The sequence below is a fragment of the Shewanella sp. S1-49-MNA-CIBAN-0167 genome, assembly GCF_040310145.1.
Lineage (GTDB): Bacteria > Pseudomonadota > Gammaproteobacteria > Enterobacterales > Shewanellaceae > Shewanella > Shewanella psychromarinicola.
Window position 1 is genome coordinate 104,595 of sequence record NZ_JBEOPO010000009.1, and the last position, 19,056, is coordinate 123,650.

The following is a 19,056-nucleotide window of genomic DNA, read 5'->3' on the forward strand; positions in this document are numbered from 1 at the left end:
TAGATGTTAAATTTTAAGTTTTATAAAAATCACATATAAATCAAGCAACTATACTTGTTGGCATGACTAGTGCTTTATTGTGCTATAACTAATTATATTGAATAGATTTTATCGATATTCGTTTAACAAAAGGATTTTTATCATGACCAAACAGAAGTTAATTTGTGGTTTAGCGTTAACCAGCATGTTATTCACTGCAGGGGCATTGACTCCAGCCATGGCAAAAATGTCAATTAATGATGAAAAGTGTAACGTGACATTAAACTATGACGTGACCGTTGAACCGAAAAGTTTACAGGTCAGTGATAATGGCAGCGAGAAATATCGCGTTCAACTGGGTCAATTGTATGTCGACGGTAAAGAAGTCGCATTAAATGACAAGCAACGGCTGTTATTAACTCAATATTCTGATGAGCTATCTCGCCAAGTTCCTGAAGTGATTGATTTAGTCACCGACGTTGTGTCGATGGCATCTCAGGCTGTCAATATGGCGCTAACACCAATATTTGGCGATGCCACAGGCGTTCAGATTGATAAGATGATGACAGGTATTCAACAACGCATTGATACTATGGCTTATCAACAAGGTGATAAATTTTATTTAGGCTCAACTGAATCTTCAATGGAACATGCCTTTAATGAAGAGTTTGAGCAAGAAATAGAGCAAATGGTAACGAACTCAATGGGCTCATTAATGATGACATTAGGTAGCCAGATCATGTCTTCTGAAGGTGGTTCGTTTGAAGAGAAAATGAATACTTTTTCACAAAAAATGGACAACGTCGGTAAAGACATCGAGCAACAACTTGAGTCGCAATCTCAAGGTCTGGAGCAACGCGCGACTGAGGTTTGTGATAATTTTGAAGGATTATTAGTGTTAGAAAGTCGAGTGCGTAAAGCCATCCCAGAACTTGCACCTTACACCTTAGCTACGCTAGGCGATATAAAAGAGTAACCTTGTTCAAGCTGTCTTCCCGGACACCTGACCTTCCCCTGTGCTTTTTTAAAGACACAGGGGCTTTTTTTTTCCGCCTATTTTAGCTATTTTGCCGCTATAGCTAGTGTTGCTTTGTTCTGATAAAAAAATTGTCAATTATAAATATACAGCCCGACAGGCTTTTTTTGTTATACTAATAAAAACTATAACAAAATTGCACTCTATTTTTGGATGTGGTTATATTTCGGAGTAGTCATTTGTTTGTGTTGATTTACAGTATTGGTTTGTTTCGGTGCTCATTGAGCATCAACACTATTAATAACTGAATGTTGATATTGTGCTTAGCAAGGTTTAGTTACCAGCAATGGCAAACAGACATCTGAAATTTTTATTAATGTCGTAACCAGCTTAAGGCGACTTTCATGTTAGAACTGTTAGAACCTATCGCAATTTTTACTCATGTTGCACGTGCAGGAAGTTTTAGTGCTGCAGCCAGACGTCTTGGCATTTCTAAATCTAAAGTGAGCACTCAAGTTGCAGATCTTGAACATAAACTTGGCGTTCAACTTATTCAGCGTACAACACGCAGTTTAAGTCTTACCGAAGCCGGCAATCTATTGTATCTTCAAGGCGAAGAACTACTTCGAGATGCAGAACAGGCAGTATCAAGTGTTCACAACTTAAATGATGCCACTCGTGGTGTATTGAAAGTCGGGATTTCGCAATCATTTGGTACTATGCATATTATTCCTGCTTTACCAGAATTTATGGCGAGACACCCAGATCTTGAACTACAAATCAGCTTGCTTGACCACAAAGTTGACGTTGTCAGCGAAGGTTTAGATCTGTTGTTAACCATGTCTGAGCAATTACCGCTGGGTATGGTGGCAAGGCCGTTAATGAAATGTCAGTTTTTGTTAGTCGCATCACCAGGCTATGTTGCCCAGCACGGAAACATTAGCCGGCCTGAACAATTGGTTGAACACAATTGCTTGGTGTATCAAGGCGAGTGGCATGAGCACAGTATGTGGCAATTTAAAAAGGGCGATGATTATTGCGAAATTGGCGTATCAGGCAATTTCCGTGTTGATAATGCGCCGGCATTAAAATCGGCCGCAGAGAGTGGTTTAGGTATTGTTTACTTAGCCAGTTATTTGCTGGAAGATGAAATTGCTGAAGGAACATTGGTTCCTTTGTTACCTGATTGGCAGTTGACCCATAATCTTCCATTACAAGCGGTGTATCCGCGTCGTAAACACCTGGCTCCAAAGGTGAGTGCGTTTATTGATTTTATTAAAACGCACATTAGTAGCCCACCTTATTGGGACGCTAAGTTTGAAAATTTGTACAAACAGCGTAAATAGCCTCAACTCTGGATAATAAACGGTTATCAAACAGCCCTGTGTTGTGCTAGCTGCATTGTATCGACTTACATAGGCTGGCATGGCACATAGTTATTGAGGCAGCGCTTAACGCGGCCCTTAACATAGCGATTAATGCGTCAATCCGCCTTGTTAGCAAAACACATGGCAAGTTTGATACTGCAAACTTAAAATACATCCGTTGATAACTATATATTCCCACGCCTGTTTAGAGTCGATGCTAGGTAAAAGCGGAAACACTGTTTCCTTTTTAAAACAAAGCCAAAAATTATCTTGCAGTTTAATATTAAAGTCATATTTATCAGTTTATTAAGCTTTTAATTTATTAGTTATTCATTAGGTGGCTAATCAAGGGGGCAGCGAAATACCAGAGTTAAGTTGTTGAAGTCTGTTCTGATATCAATACAATAGTTATTAGTTGATTCGAAATGATTTGAAGCATGCGTTTTCTGAGAAATGACCCCTTTTTAGTTAAGCGTACAAATCGGCAAGGTAGCAAATTTTGAATCAGTACTGGCAGTGGTTTTGAACTAATATAATGCCAGTCTTGAAACCATCATCCTAGTTTATTTGGTTACCCCAGACGTTGAGCTGGGGTTATTTTTTTGTGGCATTATGAAAGTAAAACCATAACCATAACCATAATCATAATCCAAGCTTGGTGCTTTACTTTATCCAGTACCAATAACCAACGCTAAATTACTGCGACTGAACCTGTTTAATCCACTTATTTACCTGCTCTGCAAGAATGTCTAATGGCAATGGCCCATTTTTCAAGATTGAGGTGTGAAATTCACGAAGATCAAACTTGGTGCCTAATTCTTTTTTGGCATGTTCACGTAGCTGAAGTATGTTAATCATTCCCACTTTATACGCGGTTGCTTGTGATGGCATAACAATATGGCGCTCGACCATTTTAATGGCATCAGATTGCGCATTTGGTGTGTTATCGACGTAATAGGCAATAGCTTGCTCACGAGTCCACTTTTTAGCGTGTATTCCAGTGTCAACGACTAAACGACATGCGCGCCACAGTTCCATTGATAGACGGCCAAAGTCTGAATAAGGATCTGCATATAAGCCCATTTCTTTAGGAAAATATTCAGAGTAAAGTCCCCAGCCTTCAGTATAAGCAGTGTAACTGCCAAATTTACGGAATTTTGGAATGCCTTGCAGTTCTTGTGCAATAGCAATTTGCATGTGATGACCAGGGATCCCTTCATGGTAGGCCAGAGCCTCCATTTGATATTTTGGCATCGCTTCCATTTTATATAAATTAGCGTAATAGGTGCCTGGACGAGATCCGTCTGGTGCTGGTTGATCGTAAAATGCTTTACCTGCCGACTTCTCTCTAAAAGCCTCCACCTTTCGTACCACTAAAGCGGCTTTAGGCTTAATGGTAAATACTTCATCTAAACGAGACTCCATAGTATCGATCAGAGACTTGGCTTGGGTGAGATATGCTGTTTTACCTTCATGAGTGTCAGGGTAATAAAACTGTTGGTCATCGCGCATGAAAACAAAAAACGCTGCTAAGTTGCCGTCAAAATGCACCTTTTTCATAATGACACGCATTTCATCATGAATACGCTTAACCTCGTTTAAGCCGAGCTCATGTATGGTGTCTGCTGTCATGTCAGTGGTGGTGGTGCGGGCGAGGGCATTATTGTAAAACGCTTCCCCGTCAGGCAGTTTCCAAACACCATCTTGTGTATCAGCAAGCGCTTCAAGTGACTTTGTATAGTTGATTAATTGCTCATAAGCAGGCTTTACCTTAGTAAGCAGAGCCTGTTTTACTTCGGTTAATAAGGCTTGTTTGTTGCCATCGGTTATATCGAGTTTATTTATCTTACGGTTCGCGTCAGCCCATAACGCGCTGTCTTTTCCCGTATTGGCAAATGGGGCACCAGTAATAATATTTTTGCTATCAGAAATCACATATGAAAATACAAATTTCGGCGCGATAATATACTTTTCGGCACGAATTTCTAATGAGGTTTGTAATTGTGATAACAGTGTCGGTATGGCGTTTAAACGACTGATATACGCTTTTGCATCACTTTCATCTGTTATTTGATGTTGATTAATAAGCAAAGAGGCCACCATTGAGTGAACACCGTTCATTTGGTTAATCGGATAGGTGTGATAACGCCATTTATCATCGCTAATACTGTGTTCTAAACTGGCTTTTAATAGTTCAAAACTGAGTGCGGCCTGTTCATCGAGCTTAGTCGCATCAAGGCGGGTTAATCTTGTCAGTTGCTGCTTACTGCGGGCTAAATTTGCATCGGCAGCGGCTTCTGATAAATCATTCCACTTGCCATAATCTTGTTTGATCCCAAGGTAAGTTTGGTTAACTGGACTTGCCATAACATTTTCCATAAAAATGGCTTCAAACAATGCATTGGCTTTTGCTGATTCGGTTTGCTGGTTTGTGGTTACTGTACTTTCTTGTGAGCTTAATTGCGTCATGTTATGCAGCTGTGCAATAGCTGATGTAGCGAATAAACTTGATAACGCAACAGCAATCAGAGTTGTTTTTGTTTTAATAGACATTGATATTATCCCAAAGTTATAAGGGCACATCCTAATCAAGCTTTAGCTAAAGATGTAAATATAAATGTTAGAAAATGTGTATGTAAGGCAGAGGTAATGGCGCGGTTATGTCGCTATTTTGGGTTTGCGACTCGCAGCATCTGGGTATAACAGTAAGCTGCGAGCCATATTTTTCTATTAAATCCAGTAATTAAATCTAGTGATTAAATCTAGTGATTAGATAAATTGGGATAGCAAATCATTGACAAACATGTGGCCTTTTTGCGTTAAGTGCCAATGTGTTGTGGTCTCGGTCAATAATCCGCGTTCAATTGATTTTTGCATCCCTTGCTTGACCACATCTGCCGATTGCCCTGTTCGCTGCTCAAATTCAGTTTTAGGGATTGGCGTCATCAATCTAAGACGATTCATTAAATACTCTAATGGGCGATCGTCTTCAATCACCTCTGTAGTTTCAAAGGTATATTTATCTGCTGCGAGGTAGCCTTTGGGGTGCTTTATTTTAACGGTACGGACAATCCGATTTGAGTCGGGCAGGGTGATTTTGCCGTGGGCCCCGCAACCGATGCCAAGGTAATCGCCAAATTGCCAATAGTTAAGATTATGGCGACATTGGAATCCAGGTTTTGCATAGGCTGATATTTCGTATTGCTCATAACCTAATGCCGCTAAGCGTTGCTGACCTTGCTCGTAAATTTGCCACAGGTTCTCATCGTCTGGTAATTGTGGCGGTTTTGAATGAAACAAGGTGTTGGGTTCAATGGTGAGTTGATACCAAGACAGATGCGGTGGGGCTAAGGCTGTTGCCGTGTCGATATCATGCATGGCTTCATCAAAGCTTTGATTCGGTAAACCATGCATTAAATCGAGATTGAAACTTAAATAATCAGCTTGCTTGGCTTTTTCAGCCGCCACTTTCGCTTCATCTTCGTTGTGGATCCGTCCGAGTAAATTAAGTTTTTCTTTTGAGAAACTTTGCACCCCAATCGATAAGCGCGTGACACCCGCAGCACGGTAAGCACTAAAGTCATCGTGCTCTAGTGTACCTGGGTTGGCTTCCATAGTGATTTCAATATTATCTTCAAAAGGGATTAATGCTTGCGCCCCTTCTAGTATGAGTTGAATTTGGCTCGCATCAAATAACGATGGCGTGCCACCGCCGATAAAGATGGTATGCACCTTTCTACCTTGAACATAAGCCAAGTCTTGTTTTAAATCGTCTAATAACGCATCGACATATTGTTGCTGTGGTAACTCACCATTTTGGCCGTGAGAGTTAAAATCGCAATAAGGGCATTTTTGTACACACCATGGGATATGGATATACAAGCTAAGGGGTGGCAATTGCAATGTCATTTATTGATTATCATCCGTAGTATTGTTCGATGAAATGATACCTTGCGCTTTCATTGCACTCACTAAAAGTTCAAGTGCTTTGCCTCGATGACTGTGGGCATTTTTCTGATCACGAGTTAATTCTGCTGCCGAGCAATCAAAACCTTGCGGGATAAATATCGGGTCATAACCATGGCCTTGCTCGCCTTGTGGGGCATGGTTTATGGTCCCTTCCCATGAGGCTTGGCAAATAATGGGCGTCGGATCTTTTGCATGGCGCATATACACCAGCACACATTGAAACCGGGCATTACGAAGCGTTTCACCTTGCAGTGCATCAAGTAATTTAAGGTAATTGCTGGTTTCAGTGGCACCGGGGCCAGAATAGCGCGCTGAATATATGCCTGGTTGGCCTTGTAATGCATCAACTTCAATACCCGAATCATCTGCAATAGCCGCTTTACCGGTAATTTCAGCGGCATGACGAGCTTTTATTATAGCGTTTTCAACAAACGTGGTGCCTGTCTCTGCAACCTCAGTCACGTTAAATTTATTCTGTGGTAATACTTCAATATTAAATGTTGTCAGCATTTGATCAAATTCGGCAAGTTTGCCTTTGTTGCCACTGGCAAGAACAATTTGTTGTTTCACTGGGGTATGCATAAGTTTTTTTGAGATGAGGATAAATTTGCGGTCATTATACGCTAACAAGGTTGCGATGCGCTACGCTGCTAAGATCCTAGGCCGCTACGCGGATAGTGCGCTTCGCTTCTAGGGCGTGACTTCGTCACTGCTAGGGACAGCTTTCGCTGCTAAGATCCTAGGCCGCTACGCGGATAGTGCGCTTCGCTTCTAGGACGTGACTGCGTCACTGCTAAGGACAGCTTCGCTGCTAAGATCCTAGGCCGCTAAGTGGATAATGCGCTTCGCTTCTAGGACGTGACTGCGTCACTGCTAAGGACAGCTTCGCTGCTAAGATTCTAGGCCGCTAAGTGGATAGTGCGCTCCGCTTCTAGGACGTGACTGCGTCACTGGTAAGGACAGCTTCGCTGCTAAGATTGAGTCGCTGGGCGACTAGGCTGTTGATTTTATAGCCTCTAGCCGCGTAGCGTCCTAGCAGCGCAGCGCTCTAGGCTCTTTCGCTCGATATCGCTCGTTATCGAGATTTTAGGCCTTAATCTACATAGAACTTCTGTTTGAATTTCACCGAGGTATTTAATTGATTTTTGTACTTAATGGCAATGGTGAAATTGACATCTTGATCGTCGCGGTAAGGCACTTCTGCGATGTAATAGATGGATTCGCCTTCACGGATTTCTTTAAAATCAAGCGTCATGCGTGCATCAATTAAGTTGTTGGCGATGCCTGAAATTTCAACCGAGACCGCGGGATGTCCTTCTTGGCTGGTATTTAGCACGGTAATATTGACTAATCCATTGTAACTGCTGCGTTCTATGCCGTAGGTTTTAGCTATTTCAGGGGTAATAAAGGTGCTACTAAGCGCCATGTAATGAATATCAAAATTACCAACTTGTTGCTTTTGTTCTGCGTGAGCATTGCCAATATTGCTGATTGCGATGAGTGACAACAGCAATATTTGTAACAGTGAGCGAGATAAACGCAATGATTGAAACATAATCTGTCCTTAGTGTGCTTGAGCAATAACGTTATTATAGATGAGTCGGCTATAAAAGCGCGGCTATTTCCGCTGGGATAACTTTGGGTTGGCATATTTTAATTTGCTTATGACGACCTTGTTCACCTTTGAGAATATGTACCTGACTTTTAGGGACTTTACAGGCTTTTGCGAGGTACTTAGATAAATAAGCATTTGCTTTACCGTCAATGGGTGGCGCTGTTATGGCTATTTTTAATTCGTTACCGTGTAAGCCGACAATTTGATCGCGGCTTGCTTTGGGTTGTACATAGACAAAAAGCAGCAAGTCACCTTGCTGCTCATCGTTAATATAGCTTACTGGGTTCATTGTTTAACCTCAGCTCGAGATATTAAATTGTTGAAATGGGCTAATTTTAGTTTATTTACCCCAACTCTTAACCCGAGTTGAGGTTGTTTAATTCGACAACTAAATAATTGACCAAAAAGGAATATATTGTGCACACAGCATGTTAATGAAGTTCATTGCAATAAACACCACCAATACCGATAAATCCAAGCCACCCATTGCAGGTATTATTCTACGCACTGGCGCTAAAACCGGTTCTGTTAATTGCGCAATAACCATAACAATAGGGTTATTGTTTTGATTGAACCAGCTTAATACTGCACGAATAAGTAACATCCAAAAAAACAATACGCCCGCTTGTTTTATCACAGAGATAAATGAGAACAATAACAAGGTAAGAATGTCTACAGCAGCACCTGCAATCAAAGTAAGTACTAACATTTTAACTAACACGACAATCAGTGCCAGTAAGATTGATGAAGTATCGATACGTCCTATCGAAGGTAATAGTCGACGCATTGGTGCGATAATAGGCTGTGTCGCTTTAATCACAAATTGACTAAATGGATTGTAAAAATCCGCTCTTGCAAGCTGCAGCATAAAACGAAGAATGACGATCATTAGGTATAAGTCAAACACGGTGTTGACTAAAAAACTCATTGCATTCATGGATATTGCCTTACGTTTATGTAAATTAGTGCCTAAGTTAGTACCTAAATTAGTGCTTAAATAAATGCTTAAATTAACTGATCGCATATTTAACAGTTCAGTTAACTCAGCTGCAATATACCCGATTTTCACTCAGATTTCGTGCGTTTAAGCTGAGTTTTTACTAAAAACTATTTTAGCACTAAAGAGGTTAACGTTAAGTTAAATAATCATTCATCCCATAGCGTTAAAATGTTTTAGCCATCTCTTGGGCTCTGGCAACGCAGTTTGTCATGGCTTGGTCTACCAATTCAACTAAACCGCCTTGCTGGAGCGTTTCAACCGCTCTGGCTGTGGTGCCACCTTTTGACATAACATTCTGACGTAATTCTGTCACCGATAATTGTTGGTTTTGGATCACCATTTGCGCGGCACCTAAAGCGGCCTGTTCAGCAAGGAGTCTTGCTTTGTCCTCAGCCATGCCCATATTGACGCCAGAAGCGATCATTGACTCGATAAACAAGTAGAAATAAGCAGGAGAACTGCCCGCTAGCGCAATCACTTGATCTAATTCTGCTTCTTTATCAACCCAAACTACTTTGCCACCACTTTGCATTAATGTTTCGCAAATGGCCTTATGTTCGGCAGATATACTGTCATCGGCATAAATACCCGTCATACCATAGCCAATTTGAGTAGGGGTATTAGGCATAGTGCGGATAAGCTTGATAGGTTGTTTAAAATAGACCGGATAACGAGACGCCGGAATACCTGCAGCGATAGTGATGATTAACTTATCCGCTAAATCCAGTGAACTTAAGTCTTCACAAACAGATGCCATTAATTGAGGTTTTACGCTTAACACGATCACCTCTGCTGCTTTGGCTGCTGCGTGGTTATCATGGGAAACCTCAATAGCAAAATCTTGCTGCAACGCATCCAATTTACCTTTGCTTGGATTGGTAGCATGAATAAGATCACTAGGATAGCCATGTGTAACTAAGCCACTGATAATGCTACGAGTCATATTGCCCGCACCGATAAAACATACTTTTGCTTGAGTCATTAAGTCTGTATCCAATAAAAGAGTGAATTTATGTCCAATTGCTGTGTATGTTACCTAATTCAGCTCTAGGACGCTACGCTTCCAGGTTCTAGTGTCGCTACGCTGCTAGGGCGGACTACGTCCTGCTAGGATCTAGGGCGTGACTTCGTCACTGCTAGGGTCGCTGCGCTGCTAGAACGGACTACGTCCTGCTAGGCCGCTGCGCGGATAGAGCGCTTCGCTTCTAGGGACAGCTTCGCTGCTAAGATTGAGTCGCTGCGCGACTAGGCTATTGATTGTATAGAATCTAGCCGCGTAGCGTCCTAGCAGCGCAGCGCTCTAGGCTGTTGCTATTGATTGTATAGAATCTAGCCGCGTAGCGTCCTAGCAGCGCAGCGCTCTAGGCTGTTGCTATAGATTGTATAGAATCTAGCCGCGTAGCGTCCTAGCAGCGCAGCGTTCTAGGCTGTTGATTGTATAGCATCTAGCCGCGAAGCGTCCTAGCAGCGTAGCGCTCTAGGCTCTTGCTATAGATTTTATAGCCTCTAGCAGCGCAGCGCTCTAGGCTGTTGATTTTATCTTTGACCAAAGATAGCACTGCCGATGCGCACCATGGTTGATCCGTTAGCGATGGCGATATCCATGTCGCCGCTCATGCCCATAGATAGAGTGTCGACGCTAGGATATTGCTGTTTGAGCTGGTCAAAAAGTTGCTTTAATTGGCTAAATTCTTGTTGTTGAAGTTGTACATCATCAGTGGCGGTTGGGATCGCCATTAATCCGCGCAGTTTAAGGTGGGGCAAGGATGCGATAGTAAGTGCTAACGTGGCGACATCTGCGAAATCTGCAGAATTGATACCCGACTTAGACTCTTCCTGGCTAATATTGACTTGAATACACACGTTTAATGGCGACTTGTTACTCGGACGCTGTTCATGCAAACGTTGGGCTATTTTGCCGCGACTTAAGGTGTGCAGCCAGTCGAAGTGTTCGGCGACAATTTTTGTTTTATTCGATTGCAGCGGGCCTATAAAATGCCATTCTATATCCGGGTAATCTGCCTGTAAGGCGTTAATCTTAGTTTCGCCTTCTTGGACATAGTTTTCACCAAATAAACGTTGCCCCGCTTGATAAGCTGCAATAATGTCACTTATGGGTTTGGTTTTGCTCACCGCCAGTAGGTTTATCTCATCTGGAGAACGTGAACAATTTTGCGCCGCTTGATTAATTCTGCTCTGGGCGATTGATATTCTGTCTGCTATTGTTGTCATAATGTTGGTTTAATGGATGTCTCTACAATGGAAATCACTGAATTACTGGCCTTTAGTGTCAAACACAAAGCATCAGATCTACATCTTTCAGCAGGCGTATCCCCCATGATCCGTGTTGACGGTGAAGTGAGGAAAATTAATTTACCTGCGTTAGATCATCAAGGCGTTCATAGTCTTGTTTATGACATCATGAATGATAAACAACGTAAAGACTATGAAGAACACTTAGAAATCGATTTTTCATTCGAAGTCCCCAATCTAGCTCGCTTTCGTGTTAACGCATTTAATCAGTCTCGTGGTGCAGGCGCGGTATTTCGTACCATTCCTTCTGAAATTTTATCTCTTGAGCAACTTGGTGCACCAGAAATTTTTAAGAAAATTGCCAGTTACCCACGTGGATTGGTATTAGTGACAGGGCCAACGGGGTCGGGTAAATCGACCACATTGGCAGCGATGGTCGACTACGTTAATGAAAATCGACATGAACATATTTTAACCATTGAAGACCCGATAGAATTTGTCCATCAAAACAAACAATGCTTAATCAATCAGCGCGAAGTTCACAAACATACACATAGCTTTAATGCGGCGCTGAGAAGTGCATTGCGTGAAGACCCTGATGTTATTCTTGTGGGTGAAATGCGCGACCTTGAAACCATTCGTTTAGCCATGACGGCCGCAGAAACGGGTCACTTAGTGTTTGGTACTTTGCATACCACCTCGGCAGCCAAAACCATTGACCGTGTGGTCGATGTATTTCCTGAAGGTGAAAAAAGCATGGTACGCACCATGTTGTCAGAGTCACTTCAAGCCGTTATTTCGCAAACATTGATTAAGAAAATTGGTGGTGGCCGAGTGGCCGCACATGAAATTATGATGGGTACACCCGCGATCCGAAATCTTATTCGTGAAGACAAGGTCGCGCAAATGTATTCAGCCATTCAAACGGGTATGTCTCACGGCATGCAAACCCTTGATCAATGCCTGCAAAATTTGGTCAATCGTGGCTTAATTACCCGCGAAGATGCGATGCAGAAAAGTTCGAATAAACAAGCTAATTTCTAAGGAACTGGATCATGGATGTTCGTCCGTTTTTAAATATGATGGTTGAGAAAAAGGCGTCTGACTTATTTATCACCGCCGGTTTTCCACCGAGTGCCAAAATTGACGGTGAGTTACGTCAGCTATCTGAAGACCGATTAACACCAGAGCAATCGCTGATGTTTGTTGAGTCGTTAATGAGTGATATACAAAAGAAAGAGTTTCACGACAGCAGCGAATGCAACTTTGCTTTTGCGGCAAAAGATTTAGGCCGTTTTCGTGTCAGTGCCTTTTGGCAACGAGAATCAGCCGGTTGTGTTATGCGCCGTATCGAAACCCAAATTCCAGAAGTGGATGACTTAAAGCTTCCCGCCATTTTAAAAGATTTGGTCATGAGTAAACGTGGTCTTATCATCATGGTCGGCGGAACAGGTACCGGTAAGTCAACCTCGCTAGCTGCGCTGGTGGGCTACCGAAACGCTCATTCTCGGGGGCATATTCTGACCATTGAAGACCCGGTTGAATTTGTGCATAACCATCGTAAAAGTATTGTTACTCAACGAGAAGTGGGTATTGATACCGACTCATTTGATGCCGCGCTTAAAAGCTCACTGCGCCAAGCGCCAGATGTGATCTTAATTGGTGAAATTCGTACTCAAGAAACCATGGAATTTGCACTGTCGTTTGCCGAAACCGGTCATTTATGTATGGCGACTTTACATGCAAACAACGCCAACCAAGCACTCGATCGTATTATGCATTTGGTGCCAGAAAGTAAGCACAATCAGCTGCTATTTGATTTGTCATTAAATTTACGCGGTATTGTGGCGCAACAGCTTATTCCTAAATCAGATGGAACCGGACGTCGAGCCGCCATTGAGGTGTTAATTAATACTCCACGTGTGGCCAGTTTGATTGCTAAAAACGAGTTGCATTTACTGAAAGAAACCATGGCTAAGTCTCGCGAGCAAGGCATGCAAACGTTTGACCAGGCATTGCTTGATTTATATCTAGAAGGTGAGATCAGTTACGCCGATGCATTACATCATGCCGACTCACCTAATGATTTGCGTTTAATGATTAAATTGCAAAACAACGAAGCGGCTTCATCGGGCGCCATGGAAGGCATTACACTCGATATGGACTAGGCGTGATATGAACAAAATGTTCAGATAGTAAGCCAGTTGGTGGTTTTTTAGAGGTCGAGCGTCACATAATGTGTGTTTTTTTGTTATAATCAACGTTGGATTGTCATTACGGATGCTGTAATGATAAAAGAGGGTTAAATTTCAGCGATTAATCCACTTCGTGTAAGTACATTATACGTTACTAATTTTTATCACGTTTTATAACAATATGTATCAAGGATGTATTATGCAGTTATGGCAAAAAGTCACTGTTTTATCTTCGCTAATCTTGTTTCCATTTTCGGCTTCGGCTGTAAAAGTTACCGATGAAGTCGATATTGGCGGCGCAGTAAGAATCAACTACGGTTGGAAAGATTACGATAATAACTCCAAACTTAAATTTGAACTGTTCCGTGCCGATGTCAACTATAAGAGTAAAGATGGCTTGTTCGCCTCAGCTCAGTATCGTTGGTACGAAAGCATGGATGTAGTGCATCATGCCTACATGGGTTATCAATTTGACGAAGCACAATCAGTACAAGTGGGTGTAACCCAAGTACCATTTGGCTTATTACCTTATGCAGCACATTCATTTTGGTTTGGTGCAACGTATTATCTTGGTTTTGAAGATGATTACGATGCAGGTATCCATTACAAAAATGAAAAAGATGGTTGGCGCTACGACCTAGCTTACTTCACTAATGATGAATACGGTAATGGTGCGCGTGTTGATCGCTACTCATTTGACGTTGCTACAACAGATCAATCTCCATATGAAGAGTCAGGCCAAATCAACGCCCGAGTTGAGCGTGAATTTACTTCTGGTGACGTCACTCATAAGTTAGGTGGCTCATTACAGTTAAGCCAATTAGATTATATGGCCGATATCTCTAGCGTAGATGGTGAAGATGTCGATAGCCTTGCAGCTGCAGCTCATTGGCAACTTGACTGGAAAAAATGGCAATTACAGTTACAGTATATCCATTACGACTATGACGTAAAAGACAGTGAACGTATTACTCTTAGTGCGTTTCAGTTTCCATTCGAAATTGCTGCTGAAGCAGATGTTGCGACAGTTAACTTAGCTAAATCGTTTGATGTCGACTGGGGTCCAATCACTAATGTAAATTGTTACAACGATTACAGCCAAGTGATGGCATCAGGCGACGGGCTAGATGATTCTGTCCAAAACGTGACGGGTTGTGCCATCACTGCTGGTAAGTTTTATTCTTATGTCGACTGGATTGCCGGTAAAAATATGTGGTTTGTTAAAGGCCCAGGTGTGGGTATCGATAATGGCGACACAGCATGGCATTCTCGTTTGAACATCAATGTTGGTTTCTATTTCTAAACATTTTTGATCTCAATAAAAAAGTATTACGTACAATAATGTGATACTTCATTAGGCACCGATAAAGTCATTTATCGGTGCCTTTTAACTTTGAGTCAAGGACAAACTAAAAATGATTAAATACCTAACAGCCATTGGCTTATTCACATTAAGTTCTGCTGCTTTTGCGACCAATTGTCCTGACTACCTCAATGTTGAAGCGCGAAAATTACACTCAACAGAAAACGTTAATTTATGTGAACTCACTCAAGGCAAAGCGGTGTTAATTGTTAACACGGCTTCCCATTGTGGCTTTACACCTCAATTTGAAGCACTTGAAACATTACATAAAGAGTATGCTGACAAAGGATTAGTGGTCATTGGCTTTCCTTCAGATGATTTTTTCCAAGAAGAAAAAGATGAAGCCAAAACCGCCGATGTTTGTTTTATTAATTATGGTGTCACCTTCACCATGGTGGCAACATCAGCCGTTAAAGGCAGCAGTGCTAACTCGGTATTTAAATACCTAGGCGACAACAGTGCTGAACCAAAATGGAATTTCTACAAATATGTTATCTCAGGTGATGGTCAAACCGTACAGCAATTTAATTCGCGGGTTAAACCTGATAGCGATGAACTGAAAAAAGCGATTGAATCAGTTTTGTAATCATTAACTCAAGTGAGTTATTTTACAGCATTCTTTAACTGAGCTCTTTCACTGAGCCCTTTCAATCAGCCGTCTAGCTTAAATAAATATTTACAGAGTGCGGGGTATTTTGATATAAAATCGATACCCAGCACTCTTTATGTTTTAAATGAATGCGATACAATTTTAATTTAAGCTCATGAGTTATTCAGCATGAGATATATTTGTCGATCAAAATCAATAACGGAGAAGATACTTTGGCTAGATTTTCAGGGCTAGATAAAGACACCGGCCATAAAGCACGTGGCAAAACTGGCGTATTACTATTAAATCTAGGTACACCAGATGCGCCAACGGCATCTGCTGTTCGCATTTATTTGGCTGAGTTTTTGGCAGACCCTCGAGTGGTGGAAATTCCAAAACTAATATGGATGATTATTCTTCACGGCATTATTTTGCGTATTCGTCCGGCTAAATCAGCAGCGTTATATCAAAAAGTATGGACCGATGCGGGTTCGCCTTTACTCGATATCAGCCAGCGTCAACAAGCAAAACTAGCTAAACAATTACAAGCACAAGGCTACGATGCCAGTGTGCATTTGGCGATGCGTTATGGATCGCCATCAACGTCGAGCACCTTGCAAGCTATGCACAAACAAGGGGTAGACAACTTAGTGGTTTTGCCTTTGTATCCGCAGTATGCAGCGCCAACAACAGGGTCTGCGTTTGATGCTTTGGCTAAAGAACTGATGAAATGGCGTTATATTCCGGCACTGCATTTTATTAATACCTATCATGACAACAGTGATCTTATCGATGCCCTTGCCGCATCCATTCAAAAAGACTTTGATGAACACGGTAAACCACAAAAATTGGTGATGTCATATCATGGTATGCCAGAGCGAAATCTGCATTTAGGCGATCCCTATTATTGCTTCTGTTTGAAAACGACTCGTTTAGTGGTCGAAAAATTAGGCTTAAGTGAAGACGATTACGTCGCAACATTCCAGTCTCGCTTTGGCAAGGCTAAATGGTTACAACCTTATACCGACGCAACAATAGCCAGCCTACCAGCCAAAGGTATCACCGATATCGCCGTTATTTGCCCAGCATTTAGTGCCGATTGCCTAGAAACCTTAGAAGAAATCAAAGGCGAAAATCGTCACGTATTTGAAGATGCCGGCGGCAAAAACTTCAGATACATCGAATGTTTAAATGATAACGATGACCACATCAACATGATGGCCAATCTGGTAAAACCTTTTCTATAATTATAGGGCGTGACTTCGTCACTGCTAGGGCGCTTCGCTTCTAGGGCGGACGGCGTCCTGCTAGGGCGTGACTCCGTCACTGCTAGGGACAGCTTCGCTGCTAAGATCCTAGGCCGCTACGCGGATAGTGCGCTTCGCTTCTAGGGCGTGACTTCGTCACTGCTAGGGACAGCTTCGCTGCTAAGATTGCGTCGCTGCGCGACTAGGCTGTTGATTTTATAGAATCTAGCCGCGTAGCGTCCTAGCAGCGAAGCGTTCTAGGCATCGAGATCCTAGGCCGCTACGCGGATAGTGCGCTTCGCTTCTAGAGCGGACTGCGTCCTGCTAGAACAGCTTCGCTGCTAAGATTGAGTCGCTGCGCGGCTAGGCTGTTGATTTTATAGAATCTAGCCGCGTAGCGTCCTAGCAGCGCAGCGCTCTAGGCTTTTTCGCCTTTCACTGCTCGCCTCTGCTTTTATGATTTGTTAAACTCAAATAATGTTTCGTCGTTACAGAAATAATATGAGAATAGATCCCAATATCGCATTAGTTTATAGCACTGATAAAGGTCGTATTGATCAACCTAAACCACAAGCTGAAATTCCAACTGGTGACGGCATAGTGCGGATCCACAAAGATACTAAAGGTCGTAAAGGTAAGGGCGTGAGTGTGATAAAAGGGCTCGCATTAGATGACAAAGCCTTAAAAGATCTTGCGCAAAAACTGAAGAAACAATGTGGCTGCGGTGGTACAGTAAAAGACTTCTGCATTGAAGTACAAACCGACAATCGCGAACAAATAAAATCCATATTAGAAAAGTTGAATTTCACAGTGAAATTAGCGGGTGGATGATACATATCGCTGAGACACGATTTGGGAGAGTATATGGATAGCTTCAAAGACCACTTTTTAATTGCCATGCCATCACTAGATGAGACATTTTTTGAACGTGCGGTGATCTACATTTGTGAGCATGATCAAAAGGGTGCCATGGGAATAATGGTTAACCGACCCATTGGCGTTGAAGTTGAAGATCTGCTTGAACAAATGGAATTATATTTATCGCCAGAGTTTTCATTCTCCTTAGACAATCAAGTACTCATTGGCGGCCCTGTGGCGCCCGAACGTGGTTTTGTGCTGCATACGCCTCAAAAACATTGGATCAATAGCACTGAGATCAGTGAAGAGATAATGTTAACTTCTTCACGGGATATATTAGCCGCGATTGGTTCAGATAAATCTCCCGAGCAATTTATTGTTGCCCTTGGCTACGCTGGCTGGAGTAAAGATCAGCTTGAACAAGAAATTGTAGACAATACTTGGTTAACGATTAAAGCCACGCCAGAGTTACTTTTCAACATTGATCATGAACACCTGTGGCAAATGGCGACTCAACAACTTGGTTTTGATATTTGGCAAATGTCTAGTCAAATAGGTCATGCTTAAAAGTAGTTCGCTACGCTTCTAGGGCGGACTACGTCCTGCTAGGATCTAGGGCGTGACTTCGTCACTGCTAGTGTCGCTGCGCTGCTAGAACGGACTACGTCCTGCTAGGATCGCTTCGCTTCTAGGGACAGCTTCGCTGCTAAGATTGAGTCGCTGCGCGACTCGGCTGTTGATTTTATAGCCTCTAGCCGCGTAGCGTCCTAGCAGCGCAGCGCTCTAGGCTGTTGCTCAGATTTTATAGAATCTAGCCGCGTAGCGTCCTAGCAGCGAAGCGTTCTAGGCTGTTGCTCAGATTTTATAGCATCTAGCCGCGAAGCGTCCTAGCAGCGAAGCGCTCTAGGCTGTTGATTTTATAGGCTCTAGCAGCGAAGCGCTCTAGGCTGTTGCTTTAAAGCGATTAAACAAAGAGATAAACATGCAACCACAAACCGTTTTAGGGTTCGACTACGGCACCAAAAGTATTGGTGTCGCTATAGGTCAAGCCATTACTGCTAGTGCCACGCCTTTACTATCAATTAAAGCGGTTGATGGGATCCCTAATTGGGATGATATCGATAAATTATTAAAAGAATGGCAACCAGACCTTGTCGTCGTCGGCCTACCGTTAAATATGGATGGCACCGAACAAGAAATGACTCAACGAGCACGAAAATTTGCTAACCGAATTAACGGTCGTTTTGGGGTTAAAATTGCCACCCAAGATGAACGCTTAACCACTGCCGATGCTAAAGCTCGCTTATTCGAACTCGGTGGCTTTAAAGCGTTAACCAAAGGTCAAATTGATGCGGTTTCAGCGGTATTAATTATCGAAAGTTATTTTGAAAATCAATTTTAATCTAGATCCTAGGCCGCTACGCGGATAGTGCGCTTCGCTTCTAGAGCGGACTTCGTCCTGCTAGGGACAGCTTCGCTGCTAAAATCCTAGGCCGCTACGCGGATAGTGCGCTGCGCTTATAGAGCGGACTTCGTCCTGCTAGGGACAGCTTCGCTGCTAGGATCCTTGTAATGGTCAAGTATTTCTGGAGAGATTTTAAGCCGCTTTTTTTAACTCATTATATTTCTGATGTGGCGTCTTATA

General features: G+C 42.4%; 18 protein-coding genes. 10 read left to right on the forward strand and 8 right to left on the reverse strand.

What is annotated here, in order from left to right:
- Positions 1-142: 142 nt before the first annotated feature.
- Entirely contained in the window at positions 143-955 is an 813-nt protein-coding gene (locus tag AAEZ00_RS06160; RefSeq protein WP_124012197.1) for a YggN family protein, read from the forward strand.
- A gap of 404 nt (positions 956-1,359) precedes the next feature.
- Positions 1,360-2,301, forward strand: coding sequence for a LysR family transcriptional regulator (locus AAEZ00_RS06165; protein WP_351088445.1), 942 nt, complete (start codon positions 1,360-1,362; stop codon positions 2,299-2,301).
- Positions 2,302-3,018: 717 nt separating this feature from the next.
- On the opposite strand, the gene AAEZ00_RS06170 is transcribed toward AAEZ00_RS06165, so the two are convergent.
- The 8 genes from AAEZ00_RS06170 to AAEZ00_RS06205 all read right to left on the reverse strand — a co-directional run bounded on the left by AAEZ00_RS06170 (position 3,019) and on the right by AAEZ00_RS06205 (position 11,138).
- Positions 3,019-4,875 carry a DUF885 domain-containing protein gene (locus tag AAEZ00_RS06170; RefSeq protein WP_351088446.1) on the reverse strand — a complete coding sequence of 619 codons (1,857 nt, stop codon included), beginning with the start codon at positions 4,873-4,875 and terminating at the stop codon, positions 3,019-3,021.
- A gap of 216 nt (positions 4,876-5,091) precedes the next feature.
- The gene (gene hemW / locus AAEZ00_RS06175; protein ID WP_351088447.1) at positions 5,092-6,231 is read right to left on the reverse strand and encodes a radical SAM family heme chaperone HemW; all 1,140 of its coding nucleotides are present in this window, start codon (positions 6,229-6,231) and stop codon (positions 5,092-5,094) included.
- Complete coding sequence (gene rdgB, locus AAEZ00_RS06180; RefSeq protein WP_351075986.1) at positions 6,232-6,801, reverse strand: RdgB/HAM1 family non-canonical purine NTP pyrophosphatase; 570 nt, start codon at positions 6,799-6,801, stop codon at positions 6,232-6,234.
- Positions 6,802-7,384: 583 nt separating this feature from the next.
- Positions 7,385-7,846 carry a DUF4426 domain-containing protein gene (locus AAEZ00_RS06185; RefSeq protein WP_101034594.1) on the reverse strand — a complete coding sequence of 154 codons (462 nt, stop codon included), beginning with the start codon at positions 7,844-7,846 and terminating at the stop codon, positions 7,385-7,387.
- Positions 7,847-7,895: 49 nt separating this feature from the next.
- Positions 7,896-8,195: a DUF167 family protein YggU gene (gene yggU / locus AAEZ00_RS06190; protein WP_124012192.1), complete on the reverse strand. Its 300-nt coding sequence runs from the start codon at positions 8,193-8,195 to the stop codon at positions 7,896-7,898.
- A gap of 99 nt (positions 8,196-8,294) precedes the next feature.
- Positions 8,295-8,843: a YggT family protein gene (locus AAEZ00_RS06195; protein ID WP_101034842.1), complete on the reverse strand. Its 549-nt coding sequence runs from the start codon at positions 8,841-8,843 to the stop codon at positions 8,295-8,297.
- A 226-nt stretch (positions 8,844-9,069) separates the two neighbouring features.
- A complete protein-coding gene (gene proC, locus AAEZ00_RS06200) occupies positions 9,070-9,888 on the reverse strand; it encodes a pyrroline-5-carboxylate reductase (protein WP_351088448.1) in 819 nt (272 codons plus the stop codon).
- A 554-nt stretch (positions 9,889-10,442) separates the two neighbouring features.
- Positions 10,443-11,138, reverse strand: a complete 696-nt coding sequence (locus AAEZ00_RS06205; protein WP_351075862.1) for a YggS family pyridoxal phosphate-dependent enzyme — start codon at positions 11,136-11,138, stop codon at positions 10,443-10,445.
- Between the two features lie 27 nt (positions 11,139-11,165).
- Between AAEZ00_RS06205 and AAEZ00_RS06210 the strand changes: the two genes are divergently transcribed.
- The 8 genes from AAEZ00_RS06210 to ruvX all read left to right on the forward strand — a co-directional run bounded on the left by AAEZ00_RS06210 (position 11,166) and on the right by ruvX (position 18,813).
- Complete coding sequence (locus AAEZ00_RS06210) at positions 11,166-12,203, forward strand: type IV pilus twitching motility protein PilT (RefSeq protein WP_101034598.1); 1,038 nt, start codon at positions 11,166-11,168, stop codon at positions 12,201-12,203.
- 11 nt (positions 12,204-12,214) lie between these two features.
- Entirely contained in the window at positions 12,215-13,327 is a 1,113-nt protein-coding gene (locus tag AAEZ00_RS06215; protein ID WP_101034599.1) for a PilT/PilU family type 4a pilus ATPase, read from the forward strand.
- A 226-nt stretch (positions 13,328-13,553) separates the two neighbouring features.
- Positions 13,554-14,657, forward strand: coding sequence for a hypothetical protein (locus tag AAEZ00_RS06220; protein ID WP_351088449.1), 1,104 nt, complete (start codon positions 13,554-13,556; stop codon positions 14,655-14,657).
- 112 nt (positions 14,658-14,769) lie between these two features.
- Positions 14,770-15,303, forward strand: a complete 534-nt coding sequence (locus AAEZ00_RS06225) for a glutathione peroxidase (RefSeq protein ID WP_124012189.1) — start codon at positions 14,770-14,772, stop codon at positions 15,301-15,303.
- A gap of 236 nt (positions 15,304-15,539) precedes the next feature.
- The gene (gene hemH / locus AAEZ00_RS06230) at positions 15,540-16,553 is read left to right on the forward strand and encodes a ferrochelatase (protein WP_101034602.1); all 1,014 of its coding nucleotides are present in this window, start codon (positions 15,540-15,542) and stop codon (positions 16,551-16,553) included.
- Positions 16,554-17,054: 501 nt separating this feature from the next.
- Positions 17,055-17,384, forward strand: coding sequence for a stress response translation initiation inhibitor YciH (gene yciH / locus AAEZ00_RS06235; RefSeq protein WP_351088450.1), 330 nt, complete (start codon positions 17,055-17,057; stop codon positions 17,382-17,384).
- Between the two features lie 33 nt (positions 17,385-17,417).
- The gene (locus tag AAEZ00_RS06240; protein ID WP_351075852.1) at positions 17,418-17,978 is read left to right on the forward strand and encodes a YqgE/AlgH family protein; all 561 of its coding nucleotides are present in this window, start codon (positions 17,418-17,420) and stop codon (positions 17,976-17,978) included.
- Positions 17,979-18,393: 415 nt separating this feature from the next.
- The gene (gene ruvX, locus AAEZ00_RS06245; protein WP_059744132.1) at positions 18,394-18,813 is read left to right on the forward strand and encodes a Holliday junction resolvase RuvX; all 420 of its coding nucleotides are present in this window, start codon (positions 18,394-18,396) and stop codon (positions 18,811-18,813) included.
- Positions 18,814-19,056 lie beyond the last annotated feature (243 nt).

Excerpts from the sequence above, each read along its gene's own strand:
- yciH (WP_351088450.1), top strand. The coding sequence starts at position 17,055 with ATGAGAATAGATCCCAATATCGCATTAGTTTATAGCACTGATAAAGGT.
- AAEZ00_RS06220 (WP_351088449.1), top strand. The coding sequence starts at position 13,554 with ATGCAGTTATGGCAAAAAGTCACTGTTTTATCTTCGCTAATCTTGTTT.
- AAEZ00_RS06210 (WP_101034598.1), top strand. The coding sequence starts at position 11,166 with ATGGAAATCACTGAATTACTGGCCTTTAGTGTCAAACACAAAGCATCA.
- AAEZ00_RS06195 (WP_101034842.1), bottom strand. The coding sequence starts at position 8,843 with ATGAATGCAATGAGTTTTTTAGTCAACACCGTGTTTGACTTATACCTA.
- AAEZ00_RS06225 (WP_124012189.1), top strand. The coding sequence starts at position 14,770 with ATGATTAAATACCTAACAGCCATTGGCTTATTCACATTAAGTTCTGCT.
- yggU (WP_124012192.1), bottom strand. The coding sequence starts at position 8,195 with ATGAACCCAGTAAGCTATATTAACGATGAGCAGCAAGGTGACTTGCTG.
- rdgB (WP_351075986.1), bottom strand. The coding sequence starts at position 6,801 with ATGCTGACAACATTTAATATTGAAGTATTACCACAGAATAAATTTAAC.
- AAEZ00_RS06165 (WP_351088445.1), top strand. The coding sequence starts at position 1,360 with ATGTTAGAACTGTTAGAACCTATCGCAATTTTTACTCATGTTGCACGT.
- proC (WP_351088448.1), bottom strand. The coding sequence starts at position 9,888 with ATGACTCAAGCAAAAGTATGTTTTATCGGTGCGGGCAATATGACTCGT.
- AAEZ00_RS06170 (WP_351088446.1), bottom strand. The coding sequence starts at position 4,875 with ATGTCTATTAAAACAAAAACAACTCTGATTGCTGTTGCGTTATCAAGT.
- AAEZ00_RS06240 (WP_351075852.1), top strand. The coding sequence starts at position 17,418 with ATGGATAGCTTCAAAGACCACTTTTTAATTGCCATGCCATCACTAGAT.
- AAEZ00_RS06205 (WP_351075862.1), bottom strand. The coding sequence starts at position 11,138 with ATGACAACAATAGCAGACAGAATATCAATCGCCCAGAGCAGAATTAAT.
- AAEZ00_RS06160 (WP_124012197.1), top strand. The coding sequence starts at position 143 with ATGACCAAACAGAAGTTAATTTGTGGTTTAGCGTTAACCAGCATGTTA.
- ruvX (WP_059744132.1), top strand. The coding sequence starts at position 18,394 with ATGCAACCACAAACCGTTTTAGGGTTCGACTACGGCACCAAAAGTATT.
- AAEZ00_RS06215 (WP_101034599.1), top strand. The coding sequence starts at position 12,215 with ATGGATGTTCGTCCGTTTTTAAATATGATGGTTGAGAAAAAGGCGTCT.
- AAEZ00_RS06185 (WP_101034594.1), bottom strand. The coding sequence starts at position 7,846 with ATGTTTCAATCATTGCGTTTATCTCGCTCACTGTTACAAATATTGCTG.
- hemW (WP_351088447.1), bottom strand. The coding sequence starts at position 6,231 with ATGACATTGCAATTGCCACCCCTTAGCTTGTATATCCATATCCCATGG.